This window comes from Veillonellaceae bacterium (genome assembly GCA_012523975.1).
Lineage (GTDB): Bacteria > Bacillota > Negativicutes > JAAYSF01 > JAAYSF01 > JAAYSF01.
The window spans coordinates 97,544-124,398 of record JAAYSF010000071.1 but is presented as its reverse complement, the minus strand read 5'-3'; the positions used below and the strand labels follow the sequence as shown (position 1 = coordinate 124,398).

30 protein-coding genes and 1 tRNA gene are annotated in these 26,855 nt (G+C 43.1%); 26 read left to right on the top strand and 5 right to left on the bottom strand.

Annotated features, from left to right (window positions below):
- The first annotated feature begins 107 nt into the window (after positions 1 to 107).
- The 24 genes from rodA (at position 108) to GX348_09770 (ending at position 21,334) form a co-directional block, all read left to right on the top strand.
- On the top strand, positions 108 to 1,214 hold the full coding sequence (rodA, locus tag GX348_09885) for a rod shape-determining protein RodA (protein ID NLP42486.1): 1,107 nt from the start codon (positions 108 to 110) through the stop codon (positions 1,212 to 1,214).
- Between the two features lie 116 nt (positions 1,215 to 1,330).
- Positions 1,331 to 2,062, top strand: coding sequence for a M23 family metallopeptidase (locus tag GX348_09880; GenBank protein NLP42485.1), 732 nt, complete (start codon positions 1,331 to 1,333; stop codon positions 2,060 to 2,062).
- A 4-nt stretch (positions 2,063 to 2,066) separates the two neighbouring features.
- A complete protein-coding gene (locus GX348_09875; GenBank protein NLP42484.1) occupies positions 2,067 to 2,939 on the top strand; it encodes a peptidase M50 in 873 nt (290 codons plus the stop codon).
- 114 nt (positions 2,940 to 3,053) lie between these two features.
- Positions 3,054 to 4,913 carry a TIGR03960 family B12-binding radical SAM protein gene (locus tag GX348_09870; protein NLP42483.1) on the top strand — a complete coding sequence of 620 codons (1,860 nt, stop codon included), beginning with the start codon at positions 3,054 to 3,056 and terminating at the stop codon, positions 4,911 to 4,913.
- Entirely contained in the window at positions 4,906 to 5,601 is a 696-nt protein-coding gene (locus GX348_09865) for a DUF2344 domain-containing protein (GenBank protein ID NLP42482.1), read from the top strand. Before GX348_09870 ends, GX348_09865 begins: the two co-directional genes overlap by 8 nt.
- 36 nt (positions 5,602 to 5,637) lie before the next feature.
- On the top strand, positions 5,638 to 7,071 hold the full coding sequence (locus GX348_09860; GenBank protein ID NLP42481.1) for an Rne/Rng family ribonuclease: 1,434 nt from the start codon (positions 5,638 to 5,640) through the stop codon (positions 7,069 to 7,071).
- Between the two features lie 143 nt (positions 7,072 to 7,214).
- Positions 7,215 to 7,526 (top strand): 50S ribosomal protein L21, encoded by a 312-nt coding sequence (rplU, locus tag GX348_09855; GenBank protein NLP42480.1) that lies wholly within the window; start codon positions 7,215 to 7,217, stop codon positions 7,524 to 7,526.
- Positions 7,526 to 7,846, top strand: coding sequence for a ribosomal-processing cysteine protease Prp (locus GX348_09850; protein ID NLP42479.1), 321 nt, complete (start codon positions 7,526 to 7,528; stop codon positions 7,844 to 7,846). The genes rplU and GX348_09850 overlap by 1 nt, the downstream gene beginning before the upstream one ends.
- 7 nt (positions 7,847 to 7,853) lie before the next feature.
- Positions 7,854 to 8,144 (top strand): 50S ribosomal protein L27, encoded by a 291-nt coding sequence (gene rpmA, locus GX348_09845; protein ID NLP42478.1) that lies wholly within the window; start codon positions 7,854 to 7,856, stop codon positions 8,142 to 8,144.
- Between the two features lie 139 nt (positions 8,145 to 8,283).
- Positions 8,284 to 8,520 (top strand): histidine kinase, encoded by a 237-nt coding sequence (locus GX348_09840; protein ID NLP42477.1) that lies wholly within the window; start codon positions 8,284 to 8,286, stop codon positions 8,518 to 8,520.
- Positions 8,521 to 8,640: 120 nt separating this feature from the next.
- The gene (obgE, locus tag GX348_09835; GenBank protein ID NLP42476.1) at positions 8,641 to 9,915 is read left to right on the top strand and encodes a GTPase ObgE; all 1,275 of its coding nucleotides are present in this window, start codon (positions 8,641 to 8,643) and stop codon (positions 9,913 to 9,915) included.
- A 24-nt stretch (positions 9,916 to 9,939) separates the two neighbouring features.
- Positions 9,940 to 10,230, top strand: coding sequence for a ribosome assembly RNA-binding protein YhbY (yhbY, locus tag GX348_09830; protein ID NLP42475.1), 291 nt, complete (start codon positions 9,940 to 9,942; stop codon positions 10,228 to 10,230).
- 22 nt (positions 10,231 to 10,252) lie between these two features.
- Entirely contained in the window at positions 10,253 to 11,380 is a 1,128-nt protein-coding gene (gene proB / locus GX348_09825) for a glutamate 5-kinase (GenBank protein ID NLP42474.1), read from the top strand.
- 17 nt (positions 11,381 to 11,397) lie between these two features.
- Positions 11,398 to 12,651, top strand: coding sequence for a glutamate-5-semialdehyde dehydrogenase (locus GX348_09820; protein NLP42473.1), 1,254 nt, complete (start codon positions 11,398 to 11,400; stop codon positions 12,649 to 12,651).
- 384 nt (positions 12,652 to 13,035) lie between these two features.
- Positions 13,036 to 13,647 (top strand): nicotinate-nucleotide adenylyltransferase, encoded by a 612-nt coding sequence (locus GX348_09815; protein ID NLP42472.1) that lies wholly within the window; start codon positions 13,036 to 13,038, stop codon positions 13,645 to 13,647.
- Positions 13,648 to 13,757: 110 nt separating this feature from the next.
- Positions 13,758 to 14,009: an RNA-binding protein gene (locus GX348_09810; GenBank protein NLP42471.1), complete on the top strand. Its 252-nt coding sequence runs from the start codon at positions 13,758 to 13,760 to the stop codon at positions 14,007 to 14,009.
- A gap of 93 nt (positions 14,010 to 14,102) precedes the next feature.
- The gene (locus GX348_09805; GenBank protein NLP42470.1) at positions 14,103 to 14,672 is read left to right on the top strand and encodes an HD domain-containing protein; all 570 of its coding nucleotides are present in this window, start codon (positions 14,103 to 14,105) and stop codon (positions 14,670 to 14,672) included.
- Positions 14,673 to 14,701: 29 nt separating this feature from the next.
- On the top strand, positions 14,702 to 15,664 hold the full coding sequence (locus GX348_09800) for an LCP family protein (GenBank protein ID NLP42469.1): 963 nt from the start codon (positions 14,702 to 14,704) through the stop codon (positions 15,662 to 15,664).
- Positions 15,665 to 15,801: 137 nt separating this feature from the next.
- Positions 15,802 to 16,152, top strand: a complete 351-nt coding sequence (gene rsfS, locus GX348_09795) for a ribosome silencing factor (GenBank protein ID NLP42468.1) — start codon at positions 15,802 to 15,804, stop codon at positions 16,150 to 16,152.
- Between the two features lie 14 nt (positions 16,153 to 16,166).
- Positions 16,167 to 17,042: a S1 RNA-binding domain-containing protein gene (locus GX348_09790; GenBank protein ID NLP42467.1), complete on the top strand. Its 876-nt coding sequence runs from the start codon at positions 16,167 to 16,169 to the stop codon at positions 17,040 to 17,042.
- A 130-nt stretch (positions 17,043 to 17,172) separates the two neighbouring features.
- A tRNA-Ala gene (locus tag GX348_09785) sits at positions 17,173 to 17,248 on the top strand.
- Positions 17,249 to 18,002: 754 nt separating this feature from the next.
- Positions 18,003 to 18,794: an electron transfer flavoprotein subunit beta/FixA family protein gene (locus tag GX348_09780; protein ID NLP42466.1), complete on the top strand. Its 792-nt coding sequence runs from the start codon at positions 18,003 to 18,005 to the stop codon at positions 18,792 to 18,794.
- Positions 18,795 to 18,807: 13 nt separating this feature from the next.
- Positions 18,808 to 19,872: an electron transfer flavoprotein subunit alpha/FixB family protein gene (locus GX348_09775; GenBank protein NLP42465.1), complete on the top strand. Its 1,065-nt coding sequence runs from the start codon at positions 18,808 to 18,810 to the stop codon at positions 19,870 to 19,872.
- Between the two features lie 52 nt (positions 19,873 to 19,924).
- Positions 19,925 to 21,334 carry an FAD-binding protein gene (locus GX348_09770; GenBank protein ID NLP42464.1) on the top strand — a complete coding sequence of 470 codons (1,410 nt, stop codon included), beginning with the start codon at positions 19,925 to 19,927 and terminating at the stop codon, positions 21,332 to 21,334.
- Between the two features lie 172 nt (positions 21,335 to 21,506).
- On the opposite strand, the gene GX348_09765 is transcribed toward GX348_09770, so the two are convergent.
- The gene (locus GX348_09765; GenBank protein ID NLP42463.1) at positions 21,507 to 21,671 is read right to left on the bottom strand and encodes a hypothetical protein; all 165 of its coding nucleotides are present in this window, start codon (positions 21,669 to 21,671) and stop codon (positions 21,507 to 21,509) included.
- 143 nt (positions 21,672 to 21,814) lie between these two features.
- Here GX348_09765 and GX348_09760 point away from each other — a divergent pair, with 143 nt between their 5' ends.
- Positions 21,815 to 22,099 (top strand): LysM peptidoglycan-binding domain-containing protein, encoded by a 285-nt coding sequence (locus GX348_09760; protein NLP42462.1) that lies wholly within the window; start codon positions 21,815 to 21,817, stop codon positions 22,097 to 22,099.
- Here GX348_09760 and GX348_09755 read toward each other — a convergent pair.
- The 3 genes from GX348_09755 to GX348_09745 form a co-directional block, all read right to left on the bottom strand.
- On the bottom strand, positions 22,082 to 23,047 hold the full coding sequence (locus GX348_09755) for a PLP-dependent cysteine synthase family protein (GenBank protein ID NLP42461.1): 966 nt from the start codon (positions 23,045 to 23,047) through the stop codon (positions 22,082 to 22,084). The genes GX348_09760 and GX348_09755 overlap by 18 nt on opposite strands.
- 66 nt (positions 23,048 to 23,113) lie before the next feature.
- The gene (locus GX348_09750) at positions 23,114 to 23,989 is read right to left on the bottom strand and encodes a hypothetical protein (GenBank protein NLP42460.1); all 876 of its coding nucleotides are present in this window, start codon (positions 23,987 to 23,989) and stop codon (positions 23,114 to 23,116) included.
- A gap of 139 nt (positions 23,990 to 24,128) precedes the next feature.
- Positions 24,129 to 25,070 carry a metal-dependent hydrolase gene (locus tag GX348_09745; GenBank protein NLP42459.1) on the bottom strand — a complete coding sequence of 314 codons (942 nt, stop codon included), beginning with the start codon at positions 25,068 to 25,070 and terminating at the stop codon, positions 24,129 to 24,131.
- 135 nt (positions 25,071 to 25,205) lie between these two features.
- On the opposite strand from GX348_09745, the gene GX348_09740 reads away from it, so the two are divergent.
- Positions 25,206 to 25,343 (top strand): hypothetical protein, encoded by a 138-nt coding sequence (locus GX348_09740; GenBank protein NLP42458.1) that lies wholly within the window; start codon positions 25,206 to 25,208, stop codon positions 25,341 to 25,343.
- A 31-nt stretch (positions 25,344 to 25,374) separates the two neighbouring features.
- Here GX348_09740 and GX348_09735 read toward each other — a convergent pair whose 3' ends face one another.
- Positions 25,375 to 26,802, bottom strand: coding sequence for an amino acid permease (locus tag GX348_09735; GenBank protein ID NLP42457.1), 1,428 nt, complete (start codon positions 26,800 to 26,802; stop codon positions 25,375 to 25,377).
- Positions 26,803 to 26,855: the final 53 nt, after the last annotated feature.

Sequence of the window (26,855 nt, the reverse complement as noted above, 5' to 3'; positions counted from 1 at the left end):
AATGGAGTAAATTGTATAATGCCCCTAGTACTGGACGCAATACGGAAATACTATTATAATTAATAAATGTAATTTAAGGCTGAATTTTATGGAAGGTAAGTGTAAAGATGCTCAACCAGCGGTTATTGCGAAATTTGGATTTCATCACTATTATCGTCACGTGTATGCTAATAGCTGTTAGTTTAATAATAATCGGCAGTGCCACCCACATTAATAACCCCAGTGAAGATCGTTATTGGTATGTGCAGCGCCAAGGACTTTTTGCGCTAATCAGTTTTATCATAATTTTTATCATGCTACATTTTGATTACAAATCGTTAGGCCGATATGCTAATGCTTTATATGTCATTAATCTCATCATGCTGTTAGCCGTTATGTTTATCGGACAATCGGCATTAGGCGCACAGCGTTGGATTCAAATCGGTCCGATTAGTCTGCAGCCGTCCGAGTTTTCTAAAATAATTATGATTATTTCGATCGCTAAAATGCTTGATAAACAGACTGGCAAGTTAAATACTATAAAAGATGTCATTCCTATATTTATTTATGTCGGGATACCCTTTCTGCTTGTTTTGAAGCAGCCTGATCTGGGCACAGCGTTGGTGTTTATGGCAATTTTGTTCGGGATGGTTTTTGTGGCAGGAATAAACACAAGGGTATTAATGAGCATACTTGGTGCCGGAATTGCCTTAATGCCAATCTTCTGGCATTTTCTCAAGGACTATCAAAAAAAACGTCTGACAGTTTTTCTTGATCCCAACATCGATCCGTTAGGTTCCGGATACCACATAATTCAATCGAAAATTGCCATAGGCTCAGGGATGATATTTGGCAAAGGTTTATTCAGCGGTACGCAGAGCCAACTTAATTTCTTGCCTGAGAATCACACAGACTTTATTTTCGCTGTTATTGGCGAAGAATTAGGATTTATCGGCGCGGCGTTTGTGCTTCTACTGTACCTGATTCTCTTATATCGTGGTGTAAAGATAGCGGGGGCGGCCCGCGATAATTTCGGCACGCTGCTCGCAACAGGTATTACCTCGATGCTGACTTTCCACGTACTGGTAAACGTAGGCATGAATGCCGGAATTATGCCTGTTACTGGGATTCCATTACCATTTATGAGTTATGGCGTAAGTTCGCTTACTACTAATCTAATCTGTATCGGAATCTTGCTTAATATTTACATGCGACGACAGAAAATAATGTTTTAACGGCTAGCACGGAGACTTGGTTTAGGCCAAGTCTTTTCTAATTGTCTTGTTATCCTGGTTATAAAATCGGCCTGCTGTCATATACATTGCTATAGGGAGCTGTACTATGCGGGGTGATGATAGTGGCAAAATTGTGGAATAGGTGGCGTAATCGCAGTGACAGCCGAGATAGCTGGGCCTACCATGATGAAGGTCCGGACTTAGGCTGGTTGAAACGTACCTTAGCAGCGATTGTTATTTTCTTATTGGTTTACGGCGCTCATATATCCGGGACCGCTGTTGGGACAATTGTGGATTCCGGCGTACATTACGCATTAAATACTGAGACCGACTGGAGCTATCTTGCCGACAAAGTAAGTAAATATGTACCGCCAGATCTGGATTTAGCCATGTTTAAAAAAGTACAAACAACGGTTTCAAAGCCTGCTGACCCGCTTATGTATATGACAAGGCCTGTTGACGGCAAAATAGCGGCGGATTTTGGGTGGCAGACACATCCTATTCTAAAACAGGAGATGATGCACGAAGGCGTTGATTTTGAGGCTCCTATTGGTACAAATGTCCAGGCCAGTGCTCCGGGTAAAGTTGTCGCCATAACTGACAGCGCAAAACATGGCAAAGTAGTCATCGTCGAGCATAGTCAGGAAGTTTCCACAGTTTACGGGCATTTAGGCGAAGTGTTAGTTAAGGAAGGTGAAGCAGTAAGTCAGGGCCAGGTAATTGCTAAGGTTGGTAAATCAGGAATGACTAAAGTACCGCTGCTGTATTTTGAGGTTCGTGAAAACGGTAAACCAGTTGATCCTGCAACAAGGCTTAAAGGTGACCTTCCAAGCGGGGAGAGGAAGTGATAGGTTGCGGGCAGGGAAAATTGGCGGTATTCAAATAGTTCTTAATAACTGGTTCTTAGTATTAATTGGTTTATTTGCATTTTCCGGCCTGGCAGCAAAGGCTTTAGCGGTATTCGGTGCGGTTTTGCTGCACGAGTTTGCGCACGCGCTGGCAGCGTTGGCTCTAGGATTTAAAGTGCGCGAAATTGAGCTCTTGCCGTTTGGTGGGGTTGCGCGCATAGATCGTTTGGGGGAGGCCGGTTCATCGCGGGAAATGCTTATAGCAGCCGCCGGGCCAATAATAAGTTTGGTCTTGGCGGCTTTTATGTATATTGGAATCGAGATGCTGCCAGCTTGGTCTGCTGAGTTCAGCTTTTTTTATCAGGTGAATTTAATGCTGGCGGCTTTTAACTTAATTCCGGGCTTACCTCTGGACGGCGGCCGGATTTTACGTGCTTGGTTGGCACAGTATCGTGATTATGGCCGCGCAACACTCATCGCGGCATCAATTAGTAAAATAACGGCATTTTTATTGTCAGGTGCATTTGTTTATGATTACTTGCAGTCCGGAACTATAAATCTGACTTTTCTTGTTGCCGCGGTATTTTTATACGTATCGGCCAAGACTGAACTCCAAGTAGCGGGATTTAGGCAGATGAGAGTACTTTCCCAAAAGAAAGCTGAGCTTACAACTAAAGGAGTTATGCCGGCAAAACACTACACTACCCTGGAAGCAGCGCAGGCTCGCGATATTATCAATTTATTCGGGCCAGACTATTATCATATAGTACTGATTGTGGATAAAAATTTCCGCTTATGCGGTACATTAACTGAGACCGAGGTGTGGGAGGGCTTGCCATATCATGGACTTTATGCTAAAATTGGCGAGTTTCTTTGATTTGCAGGAGTATTTTTTTATAACGTAGAACCTAAGGTAGGGTATACTGACTATTTTTTGGATGACAATGGGAACAATATGTACATACATTCTCAGCAATAGATGGAGGTAAAGATGGTTGTTTTAGATAATGGTGTTTTGAGCCGCGTATTGAAACCGGCGCGTTACACAGGCAATGAGGTTAATAGTATAAAGAAAGACCATGCTCTGGTCGATGTTACTGTAGCACTGGCGTTGCCAGATGTTTATGAAGTTGGAATGTCTAATCTCGGTTTGAAAATTTTGTACCAAATATTGAATAACCGGACTGATACAGCGGCGGAACGGGTGTATGCCCCATGGGTAGATATGGAAGCCGAAATGCGGGCCGGAAAAATTCCTTTATTCAGCTTAGAGAGTTTTAAGCCAATTAGCGAGTTTGACATCTTTGGGTTCTCACTGCAGTATGAGATGATTTACACTAATGTTCTTAATATGCTTGACCTAGCTGGTATACCGCTGCTGGCGGCAGAGCGTACAGACGAATGCCCGCTTGTCATAGCAGGCGGACCATCGGTTTTCAATCCGGAACCGGTTGCTGATTTCTTTGATTTGTTTGTTATCGGCGAAGGTGAAGAGGTAATTGAGGAGGTTGTTGAAGCCTGCGGTAAATGGAAAAAAGCCGGCAAACCTGGCGGTCGAGCCGCCTTACTAAAAGAAATGGCTAAAATCAGCGGGATTTATGTTCCAAGCCTATATGATGTAGCTTATAACGATGACGGGACAATTGCTAGGGTAACGCCTAACTGTGCCGAGGTTCGCCCGACTGTAACCAAAAGGGTGGTAAAGGATCTCAATGAGGTAGAATTTGTAACCAAGCCGGTTGTGCCATTTCTTGACATTGTTCATGACCGTATTATGCTTGAACTATTTCGCGGTTGTACGCGCGGCTGCCGGTTCTGTCAGGCCGGGGTAATTTATCGGCCTGTACGGGAAAGACGGCCGGAAAAGTTGGTTGAATTGGCTCAGCAGCTTATTGATAATACCGGTTATAATGAAATTTCATTGACTTCGCTGAGTTCTGCCGATTATTCGCACTTACATGAAATCGTTAGAGCACTTTTGGCGAGATTCAAGGGCCAAGGGGTTAGTGTTTCGCTGCCTTCGCTGCGAATTGACAGTTTTTCTGTAGAATTGGCGCATGAAGTACAAAAAGTGAGAAAAAGCGGTCTAACATTTGCGCCGGAGGCGGGCACCCAGCGTATGCGTGATGTCATTAATAAAGGCGTAACTGAAGAAGATTTGGAAATGGCAGTAAGCGCTGCCTTTAAGGCTGGATGGTCAACAGTTAAGCTCTATTTTATGATTGGACTACCTACTGAGACGGATGAAGACGTTGAGGGAATTGCTAAGCTTGCTCATCGTGTTCTCGATATTTATAAAGAGGTTAAAGGCCGCCGCGGCGCCAAGGTGACGGTCAGTGTATCTTCGTTTGTGCCTAAGGCTCATACCTCATTCCAATGGTTTGGACAAAGCTCCATAGCTGAGATTGAGCGTAAACAAAGACTTTTAAAAGAAAAATTGCGTGATAGGAGCATATCGTTCAACTATCATGATTCCAGAACAAGTTTATTGGAAGGTGTATTCTCGCGCGGCGACCGTCGTTTGTCCAAAGTGCTGATCAAGGCCTGGCAGAACGGTGCAAAGTTTGACGGTTGGTCTGAACATTTTAAGTTTGATGTCTGGATGGAGGCCTTCAAGGCAGTTGGATTAGATCCGGCGTTTTATGCTAACAGAGAAAGACATCAAAACGAGCATATGCCCTGGGAACATATTTCCTGCGGTGTGGATAAAAAGTTTTTGATCCGTGAATATCAAAATGCGGTATCTGAAGCCTATACCATTGATTGCCGTCGTGATGCCTGCAGTGCCTGCGGTGTTTGTCCGGGACTCGGAGTAGAGGTTCTCGATTGGGGGAATGAAACGAATGGCTAAATTACGGATGGAAATTACTAAGGGCAATGAAATACGGTTTATAGCCCATCTCGATTATGCCAGGGCAATTGAACGTGCTGTTCGGCGGGCAAATTTGCCGGCAGCCTATTCCGAAGGTTTTAACCCGCATATGAAAATCGCCTTTGCCTCGGCGCTGGGTGTAGGGGTAGCGAGTGATGCTGAATATGTAGATATCGAGCTTAAACGGGAAGTAGCGGTAAATGATGTTATAAGCCAACTCGGCGCTAAACTGCCGCCGGGTGTCCATTTGAAACGAGCCAAATATATTCCCGCCACAAGCCCAGCCTTGATGGCAAGTGTTAATTTAGCTAAATATAGTGTAATTGCCTCAATTTCGTCCAAAGCCGACAAAGCGGCAATTGATGCCAGTCTGAGTAATTTTAATAATGCTCAGGAGGTGCACTTTACCCGCCAATCACCGAAAGGCAAACGCGAGATTAGTGTTAAAGAGTTTGTTAAGCGAGTAGAAGCGAGCGTAGAAGAGAATAAGCTTATAATAAATTTTGCTTGTATCATTACGCCAAAAGGAACAATTAAGCCCAGTGAAGTTATTGAAACCTTAGCAGTGTCGTTTGGACTGCCGATTGAAAAAGACAGCATTTCAATTAACCGACTGGGACTGTATATTATTGACAAAGGCATACAGTTGTCGCCGCTTGACCTTTGATAATAAAAGGGGGCGGCATTGGCAAGGGGGATTACGATGGCCAAGAAAATAATTGTCAACGTTATGCCGGAGGAAACTCGGATGGCGCTTCTCGAAGACAGCGAGCTTTCGGAAGTGGCTATAGAACGAACAGATAATGCGCATATTGTTGGAAATATTTATAAAGGGAAAATAAAAAATATTCTACCGGGTATGCAGGCAGCATTTATAGATATCGGCTGTGATAAAAATGCCTTTTTATACACCGGTGATATCTCGCCTCAGACTATGAGCGGAAGCGGAAACCTTACTGTTGGACAAGACATAATTGTTCAAATTGTAAAGGAGCCTATTGGCACCAAAGGGCCGAGAGCAACAACCAATATTACTGTGCCTGGGCGCTATATAGTCCTCATGCCGACAGTGGATTATATCGGCATTTCCCGCCGCATTGACCAAGACAGCGAACGGGAAAGGTTAAAGACATTGGCTGGTAAAATAAAAGCAGAGGGTACAGGGCTTATAATTCGAACAGTAGCCCAAAGCAAAGATGAGGCTGATTTAAAAAAGGATGCCGACTATCTCTATAATCTATGGCACTCTCTGGCAGCCAGAGCTAAACGGGCGCATGCTCCGGCGTTATTGTATCGCGACGTCGATATGGTTATTCGTGTCGTTAGGGATCATTTAACCGCAGATGTTGATCAACTTATTCTTGATAACCGTGAAGCATATGGCCGGGTTTGTGATTTGTTAAAAGCAATTTCGCCGGAATTAGTGACTAAGGCAGTTTTATATGAGGGAAGAGAAGACGTTTTTGATCACTTTGGTATTGAAAAGGAACTTGAAAAGCTAGGTCAACGGTGTGTGTGGCTCAAATGTGGCGGATATATAATAATTGATCGGACTGAAGCGTTGACAGTTATTGATGTTAATACCGGCAAGTACGTAGGGGACAGCAGTCTTGAAGATACCGTATTTCGCACTAACCTTGAGGCGGCAGCTGAAATTGCTCGGCAGCTCAGGTTAAGAGATATCGGCGGTATAATCATAATTGATTTTATTGATATGGATACTGATGAACATAAACAAGCCGTGCTTGAAACGCTTACAGGACATTTAAAGAAAGACCGGACAAAGACAAATGTCATTGGGCTTACAGGGCTGGGTCTTGTTGAAATGACTCGTAAAAAGTCGCGTCAGAACATTGAAAGTATATTATATACCGCTTGTCCTTGCTGCGAAGGGCGAGGGAGGGTTCATTCCCCGGAAACTGTTAGTATAAATATCAGGCGGCGCCTTCGCAAGCTTAGCTCACAAGCAAGCTGGCAGGGCGATGCCATTGTTCAGGTTCATCCGACGGTTGCAGCAATCCTTAATCGGGGAGACGAGGTTGCTTCATTGCAGAAGGAGCTTGGGCGAAGCATAATGATCGAATCCGTATCGTCGATGCATCCTGAGGTTTTTACGATTCTGCATCATAAGCAATAAGCGTTTGACAAAGATTATCCGGTATGTTAACATTCTATATTGTAGGCGTTTGTGCTTACGTTCCCGAACCGCACGGAGAGGTTGTATAAAGCGCCTTTCGGCGCACCGTATTCGGCGAGTCTAATCGAAAGGGAGGTGTAACAATGTACGCAATTATCGAAACAGGCGGAAAGCAATATCGTGTCAGCGAAGGCGATGTACTTACTATCGAAAAGCTTGATACTAACGAAGGCGAAACAGTTGAGTTTGACCGCGTGTTAACTGTTGTAAAAGACAGCGAATTGATTCTTGGCAAACCGGTAATAGCTGACGCGAAAGTGACAGCAAAAGTTCTGGAGCATGGCAAAGGTAAGAAGATTTTGGTATTCAAATATAAGGCAAAATCCAACTACCGTAGACGCCAAGGCCATCGCCAACCGTTTACCAAAGTTGTTATTGAGAAAATCGAGGCTTAATGATCACGATAGATATTTTTCGTAATCAGGCCCAAGCTATTGTTGGCTTTAGTGTAAAAGGACATGCCGATACAGCGCCGCATGGTCAGGATATTGTCTGTGCTGCAGTATCAGCCTTAACCCAAACGTCAATACTAGGGCTTGAGCGATATTTAGGACGCGAAATTGAGTTGGATATTGAAAGCGGTAATCTTAAACTTGAATTATTATTATCGCCGGATAGCTTAACTAGCGCTATTTTGGAAACAATGCTGCTTGGGCTTAGCGAAATTGCCAAGCAACATTCGCGGAGTGTTCGGATAATAGAACACAGGAGGTGAATTACTGATGTTTAAATTTGACTTACAGTTATTTGCTCATAAAAAAGGTGTGGGTAGTACTCGTAACGGTCGCGACAGCGAATCCAAACGCTTAGGCGTAAAACGCCATGCAGGTGAAGTTGTTACCGCCGGCAGCATTTTAGTCCGTCAAAGAGGTACGCACTTCCATCCGGGCAAAAACGTTGGTATCGGTAAAGACGACACCTTATATGCAAAAATTGCCGGTCGCGTGTCCTTCGAACGTAAAGGTCGCGTAGACAGACAAGTCAGCGTATATGCTATAGAAGAAGCTATGTAACAAGTACCTGCGGTCACACGGCCGCAGGTATTATTATTTTTGCTAGCTGAACAGGAAACTTTTCCTAGTATGGCGAAGTACATACATTTAAAATAGACAGACTCCTACTCACTTATTCGGGGGAGGAATTATCGCTATTATGGATAAAACGCCGGAAAATGGTCAAGTTTGCGAGGAATTGGTTAGGTTGCTTAGAGTGCAGCGTCATGATTTTATTAATCATCTGCAGGTTATTCATGCGATGCTGCAACTTGGCAGGTCGGAAAAGGCCCTTAATTATATCGAAGATTTAGCTAAAGATAAGGGATTGGTGGATGACCAAATCATGAGACACGCCCGCCAACGCGAGTGCAAACATAAGCTTGATGTTGTGTAAATTTTTGTTTATTGCGCATATTACAATAAAGTAGATTTTGCTTCAGGCGGGGTATCAGCTCTATCCAAGAATAGTCATCAGGCTAAATGAGAATTTACATTGGCTTAAAGGGGATTTAGAATGTTTATAGACAGAGCAAAAATTCATGTAAAAGCCGGTGACGGCGGGAACGGTATGTCAAGCTTTCGCCGAGAAAAATATGTGCCCAAGGGAGGGCCTAGTGGCGGTGACGGAGGCCGCGGCGGTGATATTGTTCTAGTAGTTGATCCTAATATTAATACATTAATTGATTTTCGCTATAAACGAAAATTTGCCGCTGAGCGTGGCGTAAATGGCCAAACTAAAAATATGCATGGCCGTGCTGCCGACCCGCTTTTCATTAAGGTTCCGCCAGGGACCATCGTCCGAAATGAAGAAACCGGTGAAGTCATCGCCGATCTTACAACTGCGGGACAACAGGTAGTTGTTGCGCGCGGCGGTCGGGGCGGTCGCGGCAACGCCCGCTTTGTTTCAAGTACCCATCGAGCACCGACTTTTGCTGAAAATGGGGAGCCTGGCGAAAGCAGTACTTTGCTGCTTGAGTTAAAATTACTTGCGGATGTAGGACTCGTAGGCTATCCCAGTGTAGGCAAGTCAAGCATTATTTCTCAAGTGTCCTCGGCTAAGCCGGAAGTAGCTGCCTATCATTTCACTACCCTTACACCGGTTTTGGGGGTGGTAAGAATTGATGAGGGAAAGAGCTTTGTGCTTGCCGACATCCCAGGTCTGATTGAAGGGGCGCATGAAGGCGTTGGTCTTGGCCATGATTTTTTGCGCCACATTGAAAGAACTAAAATAATTATTCATGTCCTTGATGTTTCCGGTCTTGAGGGCCGTGATCCGATTGAGGACTATCAAAAGATAAATAAGGAGCTTAGCTTATACAACGAGAAACTCTCGCAACGCCAGCAAATTGTGGCGGCGAACAAAATGGATTTACCTGAGGCGCAGGCAAATTTTGCGCGGGTTGCTGAATATATGGCCAAAGAGGGGCGCGAGATATATCCTGTTTCGGCCGCAACCGGAGAAGGCCTAGAGAAGCTTATGCAGCGAGCAGGGCAATTGCTAGCTGAATACGTTGAGGAGCCTCAAGAAAGTATTGCAGCGCCGGTTATTTTTGAAGCTAAGCCGGAAGAAGAATTTAAGATAACTCGTGATGATGACGGCGCTTATGTTGTTCATGGTAAAGAAATTGAGAAAATTGTTGCCATGATTAACTTTGATAATGATGAAGGCGTACGCCGCTTTCAGCTTGCTTGGCGCAGGATCGGAATCGAGGATGCGCTCCGTGAACGCGGTATCAAAGAAGGCGATACTGTTCGGATTCGTCACATGGAGTTTGAGTATAGGGAATAAGGAGGCAAGACGTTGGAAGATTGTGTGCTGACAGGCAAGCAAAAGCGTTTTCTGCGCGCTATGGGCAGTGAAATTGATCCGGTGGTGCAAATTGGCAAAGCCGGTGTCGTTGATTCTGTAGTTGAAAGTGCCAAACAGGCATTAGCCGCTCGTGAGCTTATCAAAGTTCGGGTACTGCAAAATTGTTCCGAAGAGCCTAAGGACGCTATTGCACAATTATCTAAGGCCGCCAGAGCGGAGTTAGTCCAGGTTATTGGCCGTAACGGGCTTTTATATCAGAAAAATCATGAGAAACCTAAAATAGAACTACCTTAATTTGTAGGTGGGGGAGAGGACCATGTTTACCAGAACCAGTTTAGCTGAGGCTAAACGCATTGTCGTAAAAGTAGGAACAAGCACGCTTACCCATAGCACAGGCAAGCTTAACTTTTTTCGGATAGAAAAATTGGTACGGGAACTTTCTGATTTAGCCAATCAAGGCAAAGAGGTAATTTTGGTAACTTCCGGAGCTGTGGGGGCCGGGATGGATCGTCTAGGTCTAAAGGAAAAGCCAAAAACAATCCCCGAAAAGCAGGCTGCTGCTGCTGTAGGTCAAGGCATACTTATGCATACATATGAGAAATTGTTCGGCGAGTACGGACAAGTTGTGGCCCAAGTGCTTTTAACGCGTGAAGACTCAGTCAAGCATAAACGTTATATAAACTCGCGCACCACACTTTTGACCCTCTTGAAAATGGGTGTAATACCGGTTATCAATGAGAATGATGCGGTAGCCATCGATGAATTAAAAATCGGCGATAACGATACGCTCTCAGCCGTGGTCGCCAGCATTGTTGATGCTGATTTGCTAATAATCCTTTCTGACATAGAAGGTCTTTATAATGATAATCCCCAAAAAAATCCTGACGCTAAACTCATCAGTGAGGTCGCTGATATTACGCCTGAAATTGAAGCCTTGGCCGGCGGTCCTGGTTCGCTGCGCGGAACGGGCGGAATGTATACTAAGCTTCAGGCAGCAAAAATTGCTATAAATTCTGGTGTCAACATGCTGATTGCCTCAGGTGGGCGAGATGGCGCAATTCGTGACATTCTTAGGGGCAGCGATATCGGGACTATATTTCCTGCCAAGCATAACCGCTTACAAACACGTAAAGGCTGGCTGGCTTTCGGGGCGCGTATTCAAGGCTCGGTTGTAGTGGATAGTGGTTGTGAAAAAGCTATTACTATGAAATGTTCCAGTCTCCTTTCGGCCGGTATTATAGCTATTGATGGCAAATTTGAGCACGGTAATACCGTTAGAGTTGTTTCGGAAGCAGGACGGGAAATTGCCCGCGGCATTTCTAACTATAGCTCGGATGATATTCGAAAAATCATGGGACGGCACACCGATGAGATTACTGAGATTTTAGGAAATAAACCTTATGATGAAATAATACATCGCGATAACTTGGTGGTTTTAGTTTAGAGGTGGGAGGGATCAATATGGACTATGCTGCAGAACTCACGTATAAAGGAAAAACGGCGAAAACCGCAGCCAGAAAGCTCGCTGTAATGCCTTCAACTATCAAGGATAAAGCCCTTATCGAAATGGCAGATGCTTTGGAGCGCTTTCAAAGTGATATTATGGCAGCAAACGACACTGATATAGAAAACGGGAAGGCCAAAGGGTTATCTAAAGCGTTACTTGATCGTTTGCTTTTGAATGAGGCTAGAGTAAAAGCAATGGCCGAGGGTCTTAGGCAAATAGCAGCTTTGCCTGACCCTATCGGTGAAGGACTAGGAACCAAGCGCCGCCCCAACGGTCTTGAAATCACGAAAGTGAGGGTTCCGCTTGGTGTAATCGGTATTATTTATGAGGCTCGTCCTAATGTAACTGTGGATGCTGCCGGATTATGCCTAAAGTCGGGTAATGCCGTCATTTTGCGCGGCGGTTCGGAAGCTATTGCCTCCAATACTGCGATAATTAAGGTAATTACAGCGGCGGCCTATACCGCCGGGATTCCCGAGGGGGCTATTCAGTTTATTGAAACAACTGACCGTCAAGCGGTTAATGCTATGCTAAAACTAAATCAGTACCTAGATGTCATTATTCCGCGGGGCGGGGCGGGTCTCATAAAGACAGTAGTCGAAAATAGCTCGGTACCGGTAATTGAAACCGGAACAGGCATCTGTCATACTTTTGTAGATGAGTCGGCTGATTTAAACATGGCAGAAGCTATTGCTTACAATGCCAAGGTTTCCCGACCGGGGGTTTGCAACGCTATGGAGACCTTATTAGTACATGAGGCAGTTGCAGCCAAGTTTCTGCCCAGTATGCTTGAAAAATACAATCAAGCGGGGGTAGAACTCAGAGGATGCCCAAAAACAGCCGTCTATAATAGGGCCGTTAAACCGGCTGCAGATGAGGATTGGGCAACTGAATATCATGATCTTATCTTGTCGGTTAAAGTAGTTTCAGGTCTTAACGAAGCTCTAGAGCATATTGCTAAGTATGGAACACGTCATTCCGAGGCAATCGTAACTAAAAACTATAATAATGCCCGGCGGTTTCAGCAGGAAGTCGATGCTGCAGCCGTTTATGTTAATGCATCAACAAGGTTTACTGATGGTTTTGAATTCGGCTTTGGGGCTGAAATCGGCATAAGCACCCAAAAAATTCACGCGCGCGGACCGATGGGTTTACCGGAACTCACTACCATTAAGTATGTTATTGCCGGTGATGGTCAAATAAGGTGAGTATATTTTGACAGGCTCTTGTTTAGCAATTGACAAGAGCCTTATAATTTTTCGACAGTTAATAGTATCCGGCCGGTTCCCCTTTTTGTAACATATGAAGGAATTAATACTTATATTAGGTGGGGTGCTTAGAGATGAATAAAAAATTTACAGGCTATTTTTGGGCACTCTATAACTATCAGAAAACAGCAAAAGCCAGACATGATATAAAAGACTACTTGCGGGCTCTTATTTTAATAGGGCTAGTTATTTTCTTAATCTGGAGCTTATTAGCTCAATTATTATAGTAAATTGAATATGGTATACTGAGATAGTTAATTACTGTGGTATAATGTTGGGAAGAATAATATATTGACAGCCGAACATTGCAATAGGGAGATTGGTATGACGGAAAAGCGAAAAATCGGCATAATGGGTGGTACATTCGACCCCATTCACATTGGCCATTTAGTTACCGCTGAGGCAGTGCGCATTCAATACGGTCTAGAAAAAGTTTTGTTTATACCTGCAGGAAATCCACCGCATAAGCAAGACCAAAATGTAACTCCGGCGATGCATCGTTATATTATGACGGTGATGGCGACTTACTCGAACCCCTATTTTTGTGTATCGCCTATTGAACTGGAAAGATCCGGACCTTCGTTTACAATTGATACAGTTAAAGAACTGATAAAAATATATGGCAAAAGGACAGAACTTTATTTTATAACCGGGGCGGACGCAATCCAAGATTTGCCTACTTGGGAACAGATAGACGAGCTGATTGGGCTTTGTCATTTTGTTGGCGCAACCCGGCCTGGGTGTATAAGCAGTTTAGATAATGTTATTAAAAGATTCGGTACGCTCGGGCGGAGACGAATTCATCGTCTGGCAACACCTGAACTTGAGATATCTTCGACAGATATTCGTGAGCGCGTTAGAAAAGGGCAATCTATTAAATATGTCGTTCCGGAAAGTGTAGAAAGTTATATTCTAAAAGAAGGTCTGTATATTTAAGCAATTAACAGTGGTTGTACCAAATAAAGGCAGGCATAAAACTACCTAGTTTGCAGATAATGTAAACAAGGGTTCCCTAGATTTCATGAAAAAGAGGTGAGTTTTCCTAGATGTCAAAAACTCTCTATGTTGGCAACCTTCCATGGTCCACCACTGAAGATTCTTTGGCAGACGCTTTCCGTCCGCACGGTTCAGTAATTTCAAGCAGGATAATAACCGATAAAGAGACTGGGCGTTCAAGAGGTTTTGGTTTTGTAGAAGTTGAAGACGCAGATGCTGATAACATGATTAATGCTATGAATGGTTCAGATCTAGGCGGTCGTCAAATTGTAGTCAACGAAGCGAAACCGCGGCAAGGCTAGTTTTAACCTGCCTCCTACAAAAACGGGAGGCTTTTTATTTTGCAGAAGGAATATAGCAAAAATTGGCGAATTTTATCATGACAGGTGATAAAAATGGAACTCGAGGCGATTATTGACAAATTAAAGATTTCTTTAACGCCCAAACGCCTGCTTCATTCATATGGGGTAAGCGAAACAGCAGTTTTATTAGCCAGCAAATATGACGCTGATCAGGATAAGGCCCGATTGGCTGGTATTTTGCATGACTGTGCGCGAGAAATACCTTCCCGAAAGCTTGCTGATGAAGCGTCAAAACGTATGATTAATATCGATGAAGTGGAGCGGTTGCAGCCTATCCTGCTTCATGCAGCTCTTGGAGCAAAACTTGCTGAAGAAAAGTATGGAATTAGGGACAAAGAAATTCTGGAGGCAATTGAGAAACATACTGTCGGCGGCCTGTCAATGAGCAAGCTGGCTAAGATTGTTTATTTAGCAGATTTCATCGAACCTAATCGAAACTTTCCTGGTGTAGAAAAACTGCGCCAAATTGCTGAAAATAATCTTGATCATGCTGTCTTGGCGGCTTATGATCATACTTTAGAATACATTATTAAGCAGCGCGGCTTAATTCATCCGGCTACTGTTGCTGGGCGTAACCAAATTTTAAAGAATATAACTGAATGATTTGTTGAATAAGTATAGGGGGAGAAAAAATGCGGACCGTTCGCCGTAGAGTTCGCTGGTCGCGAGTCCTACTGGTTTTAATTATCTTTATAATGTTTATTGCAGCGGTTGCCGGGGCGGCTTTCTATATTTATAAAATAGCATTCAATGCGGTGCCGGCTAGCATGCATACGGTTTCCGCTAAAGAACCAACGGGAAGGACCAATATACTGCTGCTTGGACTTGATAGCGGCGATGAAACAAATGCTGATTCACCGCGGCGTTCAGACACCATGATTGTGGCAAGTATTAATAACGAGGACGGAACAGTTAACCTATTGTCAATACCACGTGATACAAGGGTGATTATTCCGGGGCAAAAGAACTACGACAAGATTAATCATGCTTATTTTTTTGGGGGTCCAAGGCTTGCTGCAAAAACAGTAGAGGACTTCTTACAATTGCCGATTCATTACTATGCGGCTGCCGATTGGCAAACTTTTGTTAAAGTTGTTGATATTGTTGGTGGAGTAAATCTTTATGTCGAGCGGGATATGCATTATAATGACCCATACGCCAATTTTGAGATTAGCCTTCAAAAAGGCTATCAGCATCTGGATGGTCGTAAATCCGGTCAGTATATTAGATACCGGAGCGATGAACTTGGCGATATAGGACGTGTTCAACGTCAGCAGCGGTTTATCAAAGCGTTAAGCAGCGAGGTTCTCAACGCTGGGCTGATTATAAAAGTTCCGGAACTTGCCAGTGTGGCTAAGGAACATGTAGAAACCGATATACCGCCGGGGCAGGCGCTTAAGCTTGCTTACAGTTTAAAGGGTTTAAATTCCGGAAATCTGCATATCGAAATGCTGCCCGGCAACTTTGTAACGCATGAAGGACTAAGCTATTGGAGCCCGGACACGGAACGAATCGCACAAGTAGTCGACCGTATGTTTAATTCCCGTTCGTCTGAAATGAGTGGGATATTTGATAAAAATAAGCGTAGCAATTGAAGGCGGCCTTTATTGTAGGCTGCCTTTAGGGTATTATATAAAGTAATAATTTAGCAGGATAGTGCTTGATTTGCCAGAATAGAATAAGTAGTTATTATCACAAACTACTTATAATGTTATTTTGCAGGAGGGACAACATGACCGAATTAGCTAGCGATATGCCGCAATTGATAGCAGCCGCCGCAAGTGATAAGAAAGCTTTTGATATACAAATCCTAGATATGAAAAAAGTTACGTTAGTAACCGATTATTTTATTATATGCAGTGGAAATACAACAACCCAAGTTAAAGCTATTGCCGACAATATTGACGAAAAGTTAGCTGAGCAAGGAATAAAGATGCTTCATAAAGAAGGATATAATGAAGCTCGCTGGATTCTTTTGGATTTCGGAACTTGTGTTGTGCACGTTTTTGTTGATGAAGAACGACGGTTTTATAATATCGAACGGCTGTGGAGCGAGGCCAAAGCACAGTTATATAGTGAATAGAGAAGAGGGAATATATGAGCAAAACTGAACGTTCCGCTTTAGTACCAGGAAGCGTTGCGGTACTAAAGGTGGTAAGGATTAGTGATATGGGTGCTTTCCTCGATGCTGGTACAGGCAACACAACCGATGATATTTTACTGCATAAGCTGCAGCAAACTGAGCCTGTTAAAATCGGTGATGAAGTTAAAGTTTATCTGTACCGTGATCCAAAAGGGAGAACAACGGCCAGTATGAAAGTCCCTAAGATGAAAGAGGGTCAGGTAGCGCGGGTTCAGGTCGTTAATGTTACTCGTGATGGTGCCTTTGTTGACGTAGGCGCTGAGCGCGGTATTTTTCTTCCGTTTGCCGAGATGCGCGGAAAGCTTTCTGTCGGTGACAAGATATGGGTAAAGCTATATACTGATAAATCAGGTCGGCTTGCAGTGACGATGGAAGTAGAAGATGAGCTAAGGCAAGCCTCCAAACCGGCGAGCGATGTTCAGGTTGGAGATACCGTTACAGGAACTGTCTATAATTTTAGTGATCAGGGCGCATTTTTATTTACGCCAGAACGCTATATAGCTTTTTTGCATAAAAATGAGATGACATCTAGGCCCCAAATCGGTCAGGAACTTACTGCTCGCGTTACATATGTCCGTGAAGACGGTCGTATCAATATTTCAGTACGCCCGCTTAAGGAAGATGCAATAGATGTTGACGCAAGCAACATCCTTGCCCACTTGCGGGAACGTGGCGGTAAAATGCCTTACGACGATAATACTGCGCCTGAGATAATAAAGGATAAGTTTCATATTAGCAAAGCGGCCTTTAAACGTGCTATTGGGCGGCTGTTAAAGCGAGGTTTAATTGAACAGCGGGCAGGCTGGACTTATCTAAACGAAGGCAATTAGGAAATACAGTATTCCATTAGAAAAAAACAGAGCACTTGTACACAAAATATTGTTGACACATAATATGGGATAAGTTATAATATCTATGTCAGCAGGAATGCCAATAATGGAATAGTGAATGAACCTAATTGGGGGTATAGCTCAGCTGGGAGAGCGCTTGAATGGCATTCAAGAGGTCAGCAGTTCGATCCTGCTTATCTCCACCAGTGAACTAAGGCTTCGCGGACTTCCCGCAAAGCCTTTTTTGTTAGGCGGAACTTTGTTACATATTTCTCAGAACCCCAACAATCTGGTTAGCCCCCATAGTTTCACCTAAGTTATTAGTGGTATTCGTAAGTTTTCTAGGTTTTACCCGGGAAGCAAAACTGAGGCTATTTTGAATATTGGGTGATCTTCAAGTCATTCAGATTATAAAATGGCTATCAAGGGTTTCTCCTAAACGGTTCTGAACTAGTGTTCATGCCGTCGTCAAACCATTTATGTTTCTTGCTAGTTTAGCTCCAAGGCCGTATTCAGGCCGCACGGAATTCTAAAAAGTATACTGCTGTGAAGTTTATAAACCGTCCACTGCTGACACTGGTTGACAATGCTTAGGCTATCATTTTAATTAACGCTGCTCGCTAAGCTGCAAAGTTTATGTTAAGCCAAGGCAAGTTCCCGGGTGGTACATAACGTATCTCTGTTTGGGCGGTTGACAACTATTCGGGGGTTGTTTATTTTTGAGAAATGTAAGGTTCTTAGACTTGCATTTCATTTTGATGTGCATGACGTGAAGTTTTAGATGCCTCGATTCACAAGCAAAACTTATAGGGAAGATTTTTTATATGGGAAATTACAAAAAAAATTCCTAGTATTAGCATGCCCCGTATTGTAAATTTTATTACATTACAGCGGACTAATGATCTGTGTTGGAGAAAAAAGGCGAGGAACATTGAAAAATAAACTGGGAGGTAAGTGATTGTGCATATTGTTGTTTTTGTAAAGCAAGTTCCTGGTACAGATAACGTAAAGATGGACCCAGAAACTGGTGTAATGATCCGTACCGGTAAAGACGTAATAATTAACCCTCTTGATGAAAACGCCTTAACAGAAGCAATCAAAATTAAAAATTCCCGTAACGATGTTAAAGTTACTGCTATCAGCATGGGACCACTGTCTGCTGAAAAAGCACTTAAAGAGGCTATTGCTATGGGCGCAGATGCTGGTATCCTTGTTTCCGGCAGAGAATTTGCTGGTTCTGACACCATTGCTACTGGTAAAGCTCTGGCAGCAGCAGTTAGAAAAGCTGGCGATGACGTAGATTTAATTCTTTGCGGTGAGCGCGCAACAGACGGCGAAACTGGCCAAACTGCTGTAATGGTAGCTAATTACCTCGATATTCCTGGCGAAACTTACGTTTCGGCTATAGATGTAAAAGATAATGGTGTTGTAATTAAACGTACAGTTGAACGTGGTTTTGAAATGGTAGAAATACCGTTCCCGGTTCTTGTCAGCGTTAACAAAGACATCAATGAAGTCGGTATGCCTACTCTGGGCGGTAAGCTGAAAGCCAAAACAGTTCCGATTGCAGCATACGATACAGCTGGCCTTGGCATTGAAAAAGCCGAAGTAGGTCTTAACGGTTCTCCTACTCGTGTTGTAAAAGTATTCAGTCCGAAACTTTCCCGCGACACTATCATGAAGAAAGCTGACGGCACAACACAACCAGTTGACGAATTGGTTAAATTCCTCATTTCCAAGGAATGCATATAAGGGGGTAACACACGTGTCTACTTATGTAAATGCAGGCGTTCAAAAAGAAACTGATCTTTCTCAATATAAAGGTGTATTTGTTCTTGGCGAGCAAAAAGACGGCCAACTTCTTCCTGTAACTTTTGAATTAATCGCGCGCGGCCGTTCATTGGCTGACGATCTTGGTTGCCAACTTAGCTGTATTTTACTTGGCAATGAAATTCAAGATATGGAACAATGCTTCCATCGTGGTGCTGACCGCGTACTTTTCGTTCAAGACCCAGCATTGCAAAATTTCTTACCTAGACCTTACCAAAATGCTATTGTAAAACTTATCGAAGAAGAAAAACCGGAAATTATTATTGCAGCCGCTACTACAACTGGCCGTACAGTAATGCCGCTTGTAGCAGCTAAAATTAATACCGGTCTTACTGCAGACTGCACTTCACTTACTATCGATCCTGAAACAAAACTGCTGCTCCAAACTCGTCCGGCTATCGGTGGTAACATCATGGCTACTATCAAAACTCCGCAGCATCGTCCACAAATGGCAACAGTTCGTCCGCGTTCTTGCAAACCGCTTGCACTTGACTGCAGCCGCACCGGCGAAGTTGTTGTAAAAAAATACGACGCCCAAACCTTCCTGACTCCGGAAAAATTCCTTGAGTTCATTAAGGATGCTACCCAGACTGTAAGCATCGAAGACGCTGAAGTAATCGTTGCTGGCGGTAAAGGCATGAAAAATGCTGATGGTTTCAAAATGGTTGAAGAACTTGCTGACCTGCTAGGCGCTGGCGTAGGTGCAACTCGTGATGCAGTAGAACTGGGCTGGACAACTTACCCGCATCAAATCGGTCTGTCCGGTAAAACTGTAGCTCCTAAGCTGTATATTGCCCTTGGCTTATCCGGCAAAATCGCTCACTTGGCTGGTATGCAAACTGCCGAAGTAATTATTGCAGTAAACAAAGATCCAGAAGCTCAAATCTTCAAAGTTGCCGACTATGCTATTGTAGGCGACGTATTTGAAGTAGTTCCTATGATCATTGAAGCAATTAAACAGCACAAAGCTAACGCGAAGCCTGGAACTTGCGCTATCTAGTATAGTCTTTTAGATTGGGTAAACTGAAAGCTAGTTAAAAGGAGGAGCAGGAATGCAATATCATAAAATTACTGCTGAAGATATAAAAGAGTTGAGCGCTCTCATTGGCGAAGCCAATGTTGTTGTCGAGGAAGAAAAAATGGACATGTACTCCCGTGACGAAGTTTCTGACAAGAACTGGGAGAAGATGCCAGAAGTTGTTGTAAAGCCGGAAAATACTCAACAAGTTTCCGCAATTATGAAATGGGCTAATGACCATCTCGTACCTGTAATTCCGCGTGGAGGCGGTACTGGCCTGGCTGCTGGCGCCGTTGCTTTAACCGGTGGTATTGTTTTATCGCTTGAAAAAATGAACAAAATCCTTGAAATAGATGACCATAACCTATTTATGGTACTGGAGCCTGGTATCAGCACTGGCGAAGTTCAACGTGCTGCTAAAGAGCGCGGCTTGTTCTATGCTGGTGACCCTTGCTCTGCAGAATCGTCCTTCATTGGCGGTAACGTAGCAACTAATGCTGGCGGTAACAGAGCTGTAAAATACGGTACAACTAGCCGTCACGTATACGGTTTGGAAGTAGTTCTGCCTAATGGCGAAATCGTAACTTTCGGTGGTAAAAACGTTAAAGACGTAAGTGGCTACGATGTAATTCACCTGTTGGTCGGCTCAGAAGGTACTTTGGGCGTAATTACTAAAATCTGGCTAAAATTAATGCCGCTGCCTAAGTATGTTGCTACTTTGCTTGTTCCTTTCAAGGAAATGCAAGAAGCTATCAATGTTGTTCCTAAAATCATGACAGCTGGTATTATTCCTACTTGTCTTGAATTTATGGACAGCGAATCAATTAAGGCTTCCGAAATTTATCTCAATAAGAAACTTCCGTACAGCGATGCTGGTGCATACATTATCTGCCAAGTAGACGGAACTACCGAACAGCAAGTTGAAAGCGAATATGAAATCATTGGCAAAATTTGCCTTGATAATGCTGCTCTGGAAGTGTTTGTTTCCGATAACATGGCCAGCGAAGAGCGTATCTGGAAAGCGCGTAAAGCTTATGCAGAAGCACTCCGCATGATCAGCCCTGTATATTGCATGGAAGATATCGTTGTTCCAGTATCCAACATTCCTAAAGCACTGGAAGAAATCGATAAGGTTGCTAAAAAGTACAATTGCCGTATTCCTAGTGCTGGGCATGCTGGCGACGGCAATATCCACTGCACACTTCTTCGTGAAGACCGCGATGAGGATGCATGGCATGAGCTTAAGGATGCAGTACTGGCTGAGATTTATGCAGCAGTATACGCACTTGAAGGCAGCTTGACCGGTGAACATGGTGTTGGTGCAAAACGTGTTGAAGCTCAGGCAAAACACATGGATCCTGCTGCAATGGCAGTATTAAGATCTGTTAAAAACGCTTTCGACCCCAACAACATCATGAACCCAGGCAAAGTACTACCGCTATAAGTAGTAAGTAAAATGGTTGGCGCTTTCGCGCCAACCATTTTTTATTTCTCTGTATGTTTAGCCTTTTGATTATTACTATTAATAAACTGGGATCCTTTGGCAGCTCCTTGAGATACCTTGCCGGTTGTTTCGCCGCTGTTTTTCAAGTATTATACCCCCATAGAGCTACGAATTAAGCAGGCATTTCGGAAGTTGAGGACGTGTATAGCGAGTTCTCTTCCTCTAAAACTTGCGGGCTCTTTGTTGCGCCGCTTGCAGTATTGTTGTTAACCTCAGTATTAGGATCATTAGTTTCAGTTAGTTCACTTTGCTCGGCTTGATAATTTTTTTCTTCCAAGACTACTCACCTCCTATAAGTATTGTTTCCAGAGATGAATAAAATATTTAGTTATGCTTTAATAATAAAAACAGCCTTGCCAGAACATTTGTTCTATGCTACAATTACATAGAACAAATGTTCTGGCAAGGGGGAGTTTTTGAATGCGGATTTTTTTTGTGTTACTTTTTTTATTTGTTTTTTGGAATGCCGATTTATCAGCCCATATAAATCCTTATGTTCAAACAAGCAGTTATGAGAATGTATATGTTAGATCAGGCGATACAGTGTGGCATATTGCTGCTAAATATACAGATGACAGTGAAGATATTCGAGACTTAGTGCTTGCTATCATAAAAATTAATAAACTTAACAATAATGCGCAGGTTTATCCAGGACAAACATTAAAAGTACCGCAAAAAACACAGCGATCAGTTGCGGTTAAATAAATCAGAACTCAAATATTTCATACCGCTATCGCATAGTATTGTTACGATATTAGTCCCGAGAGGACAATCTTGGGCTATCTTAAGGGCAGCCGCAACATTGGCGCCGGCAGTATAGCCTACAAGGATACCTTCACGAGATGCCAGTAGACGCGCCATCATAATAGCCTCGTCGTCGGATATTGTTAAATAACCGTCGCAAATATCGGGCTTCCATAATGGTGGGATCATGGCATAACTCGATCCCTGTAGTTTATGCTGAGGATTTGTTACCGGCTTTCCAGCCAGTATTGGTGCGGTAGCTGGCTCAAGTGCTAGGCATTTAATTGCTGGATTGTGAAGTTTCAGTGCGCTGGCTGTTCCAACGAAGGTGCCACCAGTTCCTACAACATCAAGAAAGATATCAACCTTACCGTTTAGCTGTGAGATTATCTCAGCGGCTGTAGTCTGAGCGTGCGCAGCAGGATTTGAAGCGTTGTTAAACTGATTAACAAAATAAGCCTTTAACTGGTCAGCCAGCTTTTTACCGTGATCCTCTACGAGTTTTAAGTCTTCACCTGTAACTTGCCCGGGTTTTCCTCCCGGATGCTGCGGGACAAGAACCACCTCGGCTCCCAAAGCCTCTAGAATTAGCTTACGTTCAGGACTGTTGCCCGCAGACATCACGGCGATGAATTGATAGCCTTTGACGGCACATACTATGGCCAAACCTATACCGGTATTTCCGCTGGTTACCTCAACGACGGGGACACCAGGTCTCAATTGCCCACTTTGCTCGGCAGCCTGTATCATTTGTAAAGCGATTCTATCCTTCATACTACCGCCTGGATTTAAGAATTCAGCTTTAGCGAAAACCTTGCCTGGCAGACCGGAGCATAGATTGTTAAGTTCAATAAGTGGAGTATGTCCAAAAGCCTCTAGTATTGATTGGCATGCTAAAAATCTAGACAAAAAAATATTACCTCCTTAAAAAAAACTTGCCTATGGTGGTAATATTTTACGCTATAAACTATTATTTTAAAACTTATTTTTACCTGTGATATAAAAACCTTGCTGAATGCTAGTTGCTTTTTCCCAAGTGATTGTAGGACTGATATTCTCCCAACCTTTAGTAATAAACATACGTTGATAACGGTAGCCAATTGTAATTGAAGTTGTCTGAGTTGGCCGCCAATCAATTCCAATACTGCCATCAAACATTTGTGCTGGTGCCTGGTGCTTGAAATCAAGGCCGCGCAGATTCCACCAGCCATGCCCTTGAGCAATGGCAAGCGGTGAATAAGACAGTGTACCGATTGCTAGAACCTTATTGCTTATAGGAGCTTTAGCAGTAAGACCAACATGCAAACCCTGATAGATAGTAGAATAATACGAATCTAAGTTGCTAAAATTTTCATTTATGGAGCCATAATTCCAAATTTTATAGGTTCCGTTCTGCATACGAAAATGGTTCATGCGATAACTATAGCCGTAAAATAAATCGGTAGTTCTATTTATAGGCTTAATTAAATCTACATTTATAAAGTTACTTTTACCAGTTGTGCTAAACTCACCATAATATTGTACATTATTACTTTTACTATAATCCCAATCAGAATCGCTGCCTACTGCATTGTTGATATCTGCCATTATCCCGCCTTCGATACGCAGTTTCTTGTTGGTGGCTATTTCGTTCTCATAACTGGCAGTAAGATAGTTCCCCGAATGGGGATAATATAGTTCTGATGCGCCGTTAATCATATCGGAAGCAGATGATATGGGGAAAGTTGTTCGCCAGACTTCAGAGCCGGTGGTCTGCCATGATCCAATTGCAAGATGAGCTCCATAAACAATATTAGGCGCCAAACATAATAGTAAAACTATTAACGCTAGACGGGATATGAAGTGTATCACAAGGCTTCCTCACTTTACATAATATAGTGCTTAATTCGTTTTGATACGTGAGAAAACCTGCTTAAAAGACTAAGGTAAATAAAGTTAAACACTGTTTAGCGTACGTAAGACCGTGCAGTGAGCCAAGATCTCTGCCAACCTAACAGGGAATTTTTATCATTTTACCTTCGGAATAAAGGTAGACATCGGCAGGGCGGTCTTCATTAAATATGATTGTGGCGCGATGTATGAACTGATGATTGAGATAATAGCGAAGATCATAAATATTAATTCTAAGTGAGCTGATATCATATTCTTCTTCATAATAAGCGAATGGAGTAAATGTGCAGAAAAATTTCCCTATTAAAGTTTGCTTAGCTTTTTCGGTAATTTCAGATGATTTATTTTGCCTTGGTAAATTAAGCCAAAATTCAATTTCGCCTTTATAGGACTTGATTTGGCCGATATAGTGAAAGTCAGATGTTTCAAGAATAAAATCCCAAGCAAAAACTTTTTTTAATGACGGCATGATGGCTAAGCGAACAATCTGGTAGTCTTTGAAATGGATTAATAACTGGTGCTTTGCTTTATATCGTAAATAACATCTTATGGCTATATATACAGTTAAGGTAGCGAAGGTAACAACCCCGAGGGTAAGGGGGGACATATTTAATAAGTATAAGGATAGTAGTACCCCTAATAATATTGGATCAAATACGTTTAATAAGTGCAGACTTTTTCGTTCTTTCCTAACTGGCCATAATATAGCTGTACCATGGGTATTGAAATAATCAATTAGAATGTGGGAAAAGGCGCCGGCTAAGGCCCAGCAAAATAATGTATAAAACGAGGCAGAAGGTATAAAAAAGTTCAAAGATCCCGCGATTAAGGTTGAGCAAGCTATTATACCAGGAATTGAATGCGAGAAGGCGCGGTGTTGCCGTATAAAAGCAAAATTGCCGCGTAAGAGGGCAATAATATCAAAGTCAGGTGCTTGTGAACCTAAAAGAGAAGCCAGATAAATAGGATCGTTAATAGAGAATGGCTGTCCGGACATACTGGCTATGGCGATGCCAAATACTGCATGTGATAATGAATCCACTAATTACCACCTCCTAAAAGTAAAGTTTACATAATTGAAATTATAACAATTAAAAAGGAGGTGGTCTATGGTAAGTTGTGGACCGGGCTTATATATAATTTTACTGTACAAACTAATTATGATGGAGGTGGTATTATGAAGCGTAAGAAAGCAGAGTACCATATAAATACGGAAAAAGATAAGCTTAACCATGTAGGCGGAATTGCCGGTGATGCCGGGGGTGTTGATCCGGACATTGATCAGAATCTTATACGGCTTTCAGGAGGCCCATGATAAAAACTCGGCGTACGCCGAGTTTTTATCATTACTTAGGCTGAGCTATTGACGGTGATTTTCGCTTACTAAGAAAGAATTGATAATAAAGATAGATGCATATCAGTACTGGAATTCCAGTATATAGTACAATTCGCTGTGATTCGTCAAAATAAAGGCTTATTATTACACCTAAATTTAGAATAATCGCTAATACCGGTACTATAGGATAAAGCGGGGTCTTAAAGACAAGATCTTTCACATTCCCCCCTAATTTTAAAAATTCTTGACGGAAATTAAGTTGGCACCAAGCGATTATTACCCAGATAAGGCAGCCTGTAAGGCCGGTACTGGACATTAACCAAAGGTAGACAGTATCAGCGGCAAATCTTTCAGTTAACAGTGACATGCAAGCCAATACTATAGTGATAAGTACCCCATTGAAGGGTACGCCCCGGGAATTAATTTTACCCAGCCAGGAGGGTGCTAAACCTTCTTTAGACATTGACCAGAGCAGACGAGAGCAGGCGTAAAGGGCTGAGTTGTCAGCTGATAACGCTGAGGTTAGGACAACAAAACTCATAATGTCCTTAGCAACTGGGATACCAATTCGATCGTAGACATGAGCAAATGGACTTTCGAGTACCCCAGCTTCAGTCCAAGGAATGGTTCCGGCCAATACAAACATCGCAAGCACGTAGAAAAGAACAATGCGGACAGCAATACCACTTATTACGCGGGGGACGTTCTTACCGGGGTTTTCACACTCACCGGCAGCAATTCCAACTAGCTCAGCTCCCTGGAATGAATACACGACAGCAATCATGGTTAAGAAAACCGCTTGAAATCCTTTGGGAAATAGGCCGTCTTCACCAGTATTAGCTGTAAAGTTTGATAGGCCAATAGCGCCTTCATGACCAGTGAACCCGAACATTAAACCCGCACCGGCAATAATAAAGCCAACTATGGCAGCAACTTTAATACTGGCAAACCAGAATTCGGCCTCACCATAAGCTTTAACAGATATAATATTGAGCAGGGCTAACATAATTGCAAAAATTCCACACCAAATCCAAGTTTCAACCTGAGGAAACCAATTATGCATAATAATTCCGGCAGCAGTAAAGTCAGCAGCAATGCAAATTGCCCAGTTAATCCAATACAGCCAGCCTGTTGTAAAGCCGGCGCCAGGTGAAATGAAACGGGAGGCATAGGTTTGAAACGAACCCGATACCGGCATAGCAACTGCAAGTTCAGCTAAGCAGAGTAGGACCATGTACATTATAAAGCCGCCAACCATGTAAGCCAGAATGGCGCCGAAGGGGCCGGCTTGACTAATTGTTTGGCCCGAGCCCATAAAAAGTCCGGTGCCGATCGTTCCGCCAATCGAGATCATCATGAGATGGCGTGACTTCATTTCGCGTTTAAGGCCCTTTTTTTGAGGGCAGAGTTGTTCAGTATTTAATACAGGCGAATTCATAAAGACCTCCTTAATTTAAAGCACAAAAAAGTGGTTGTGAGCATCTCACAACC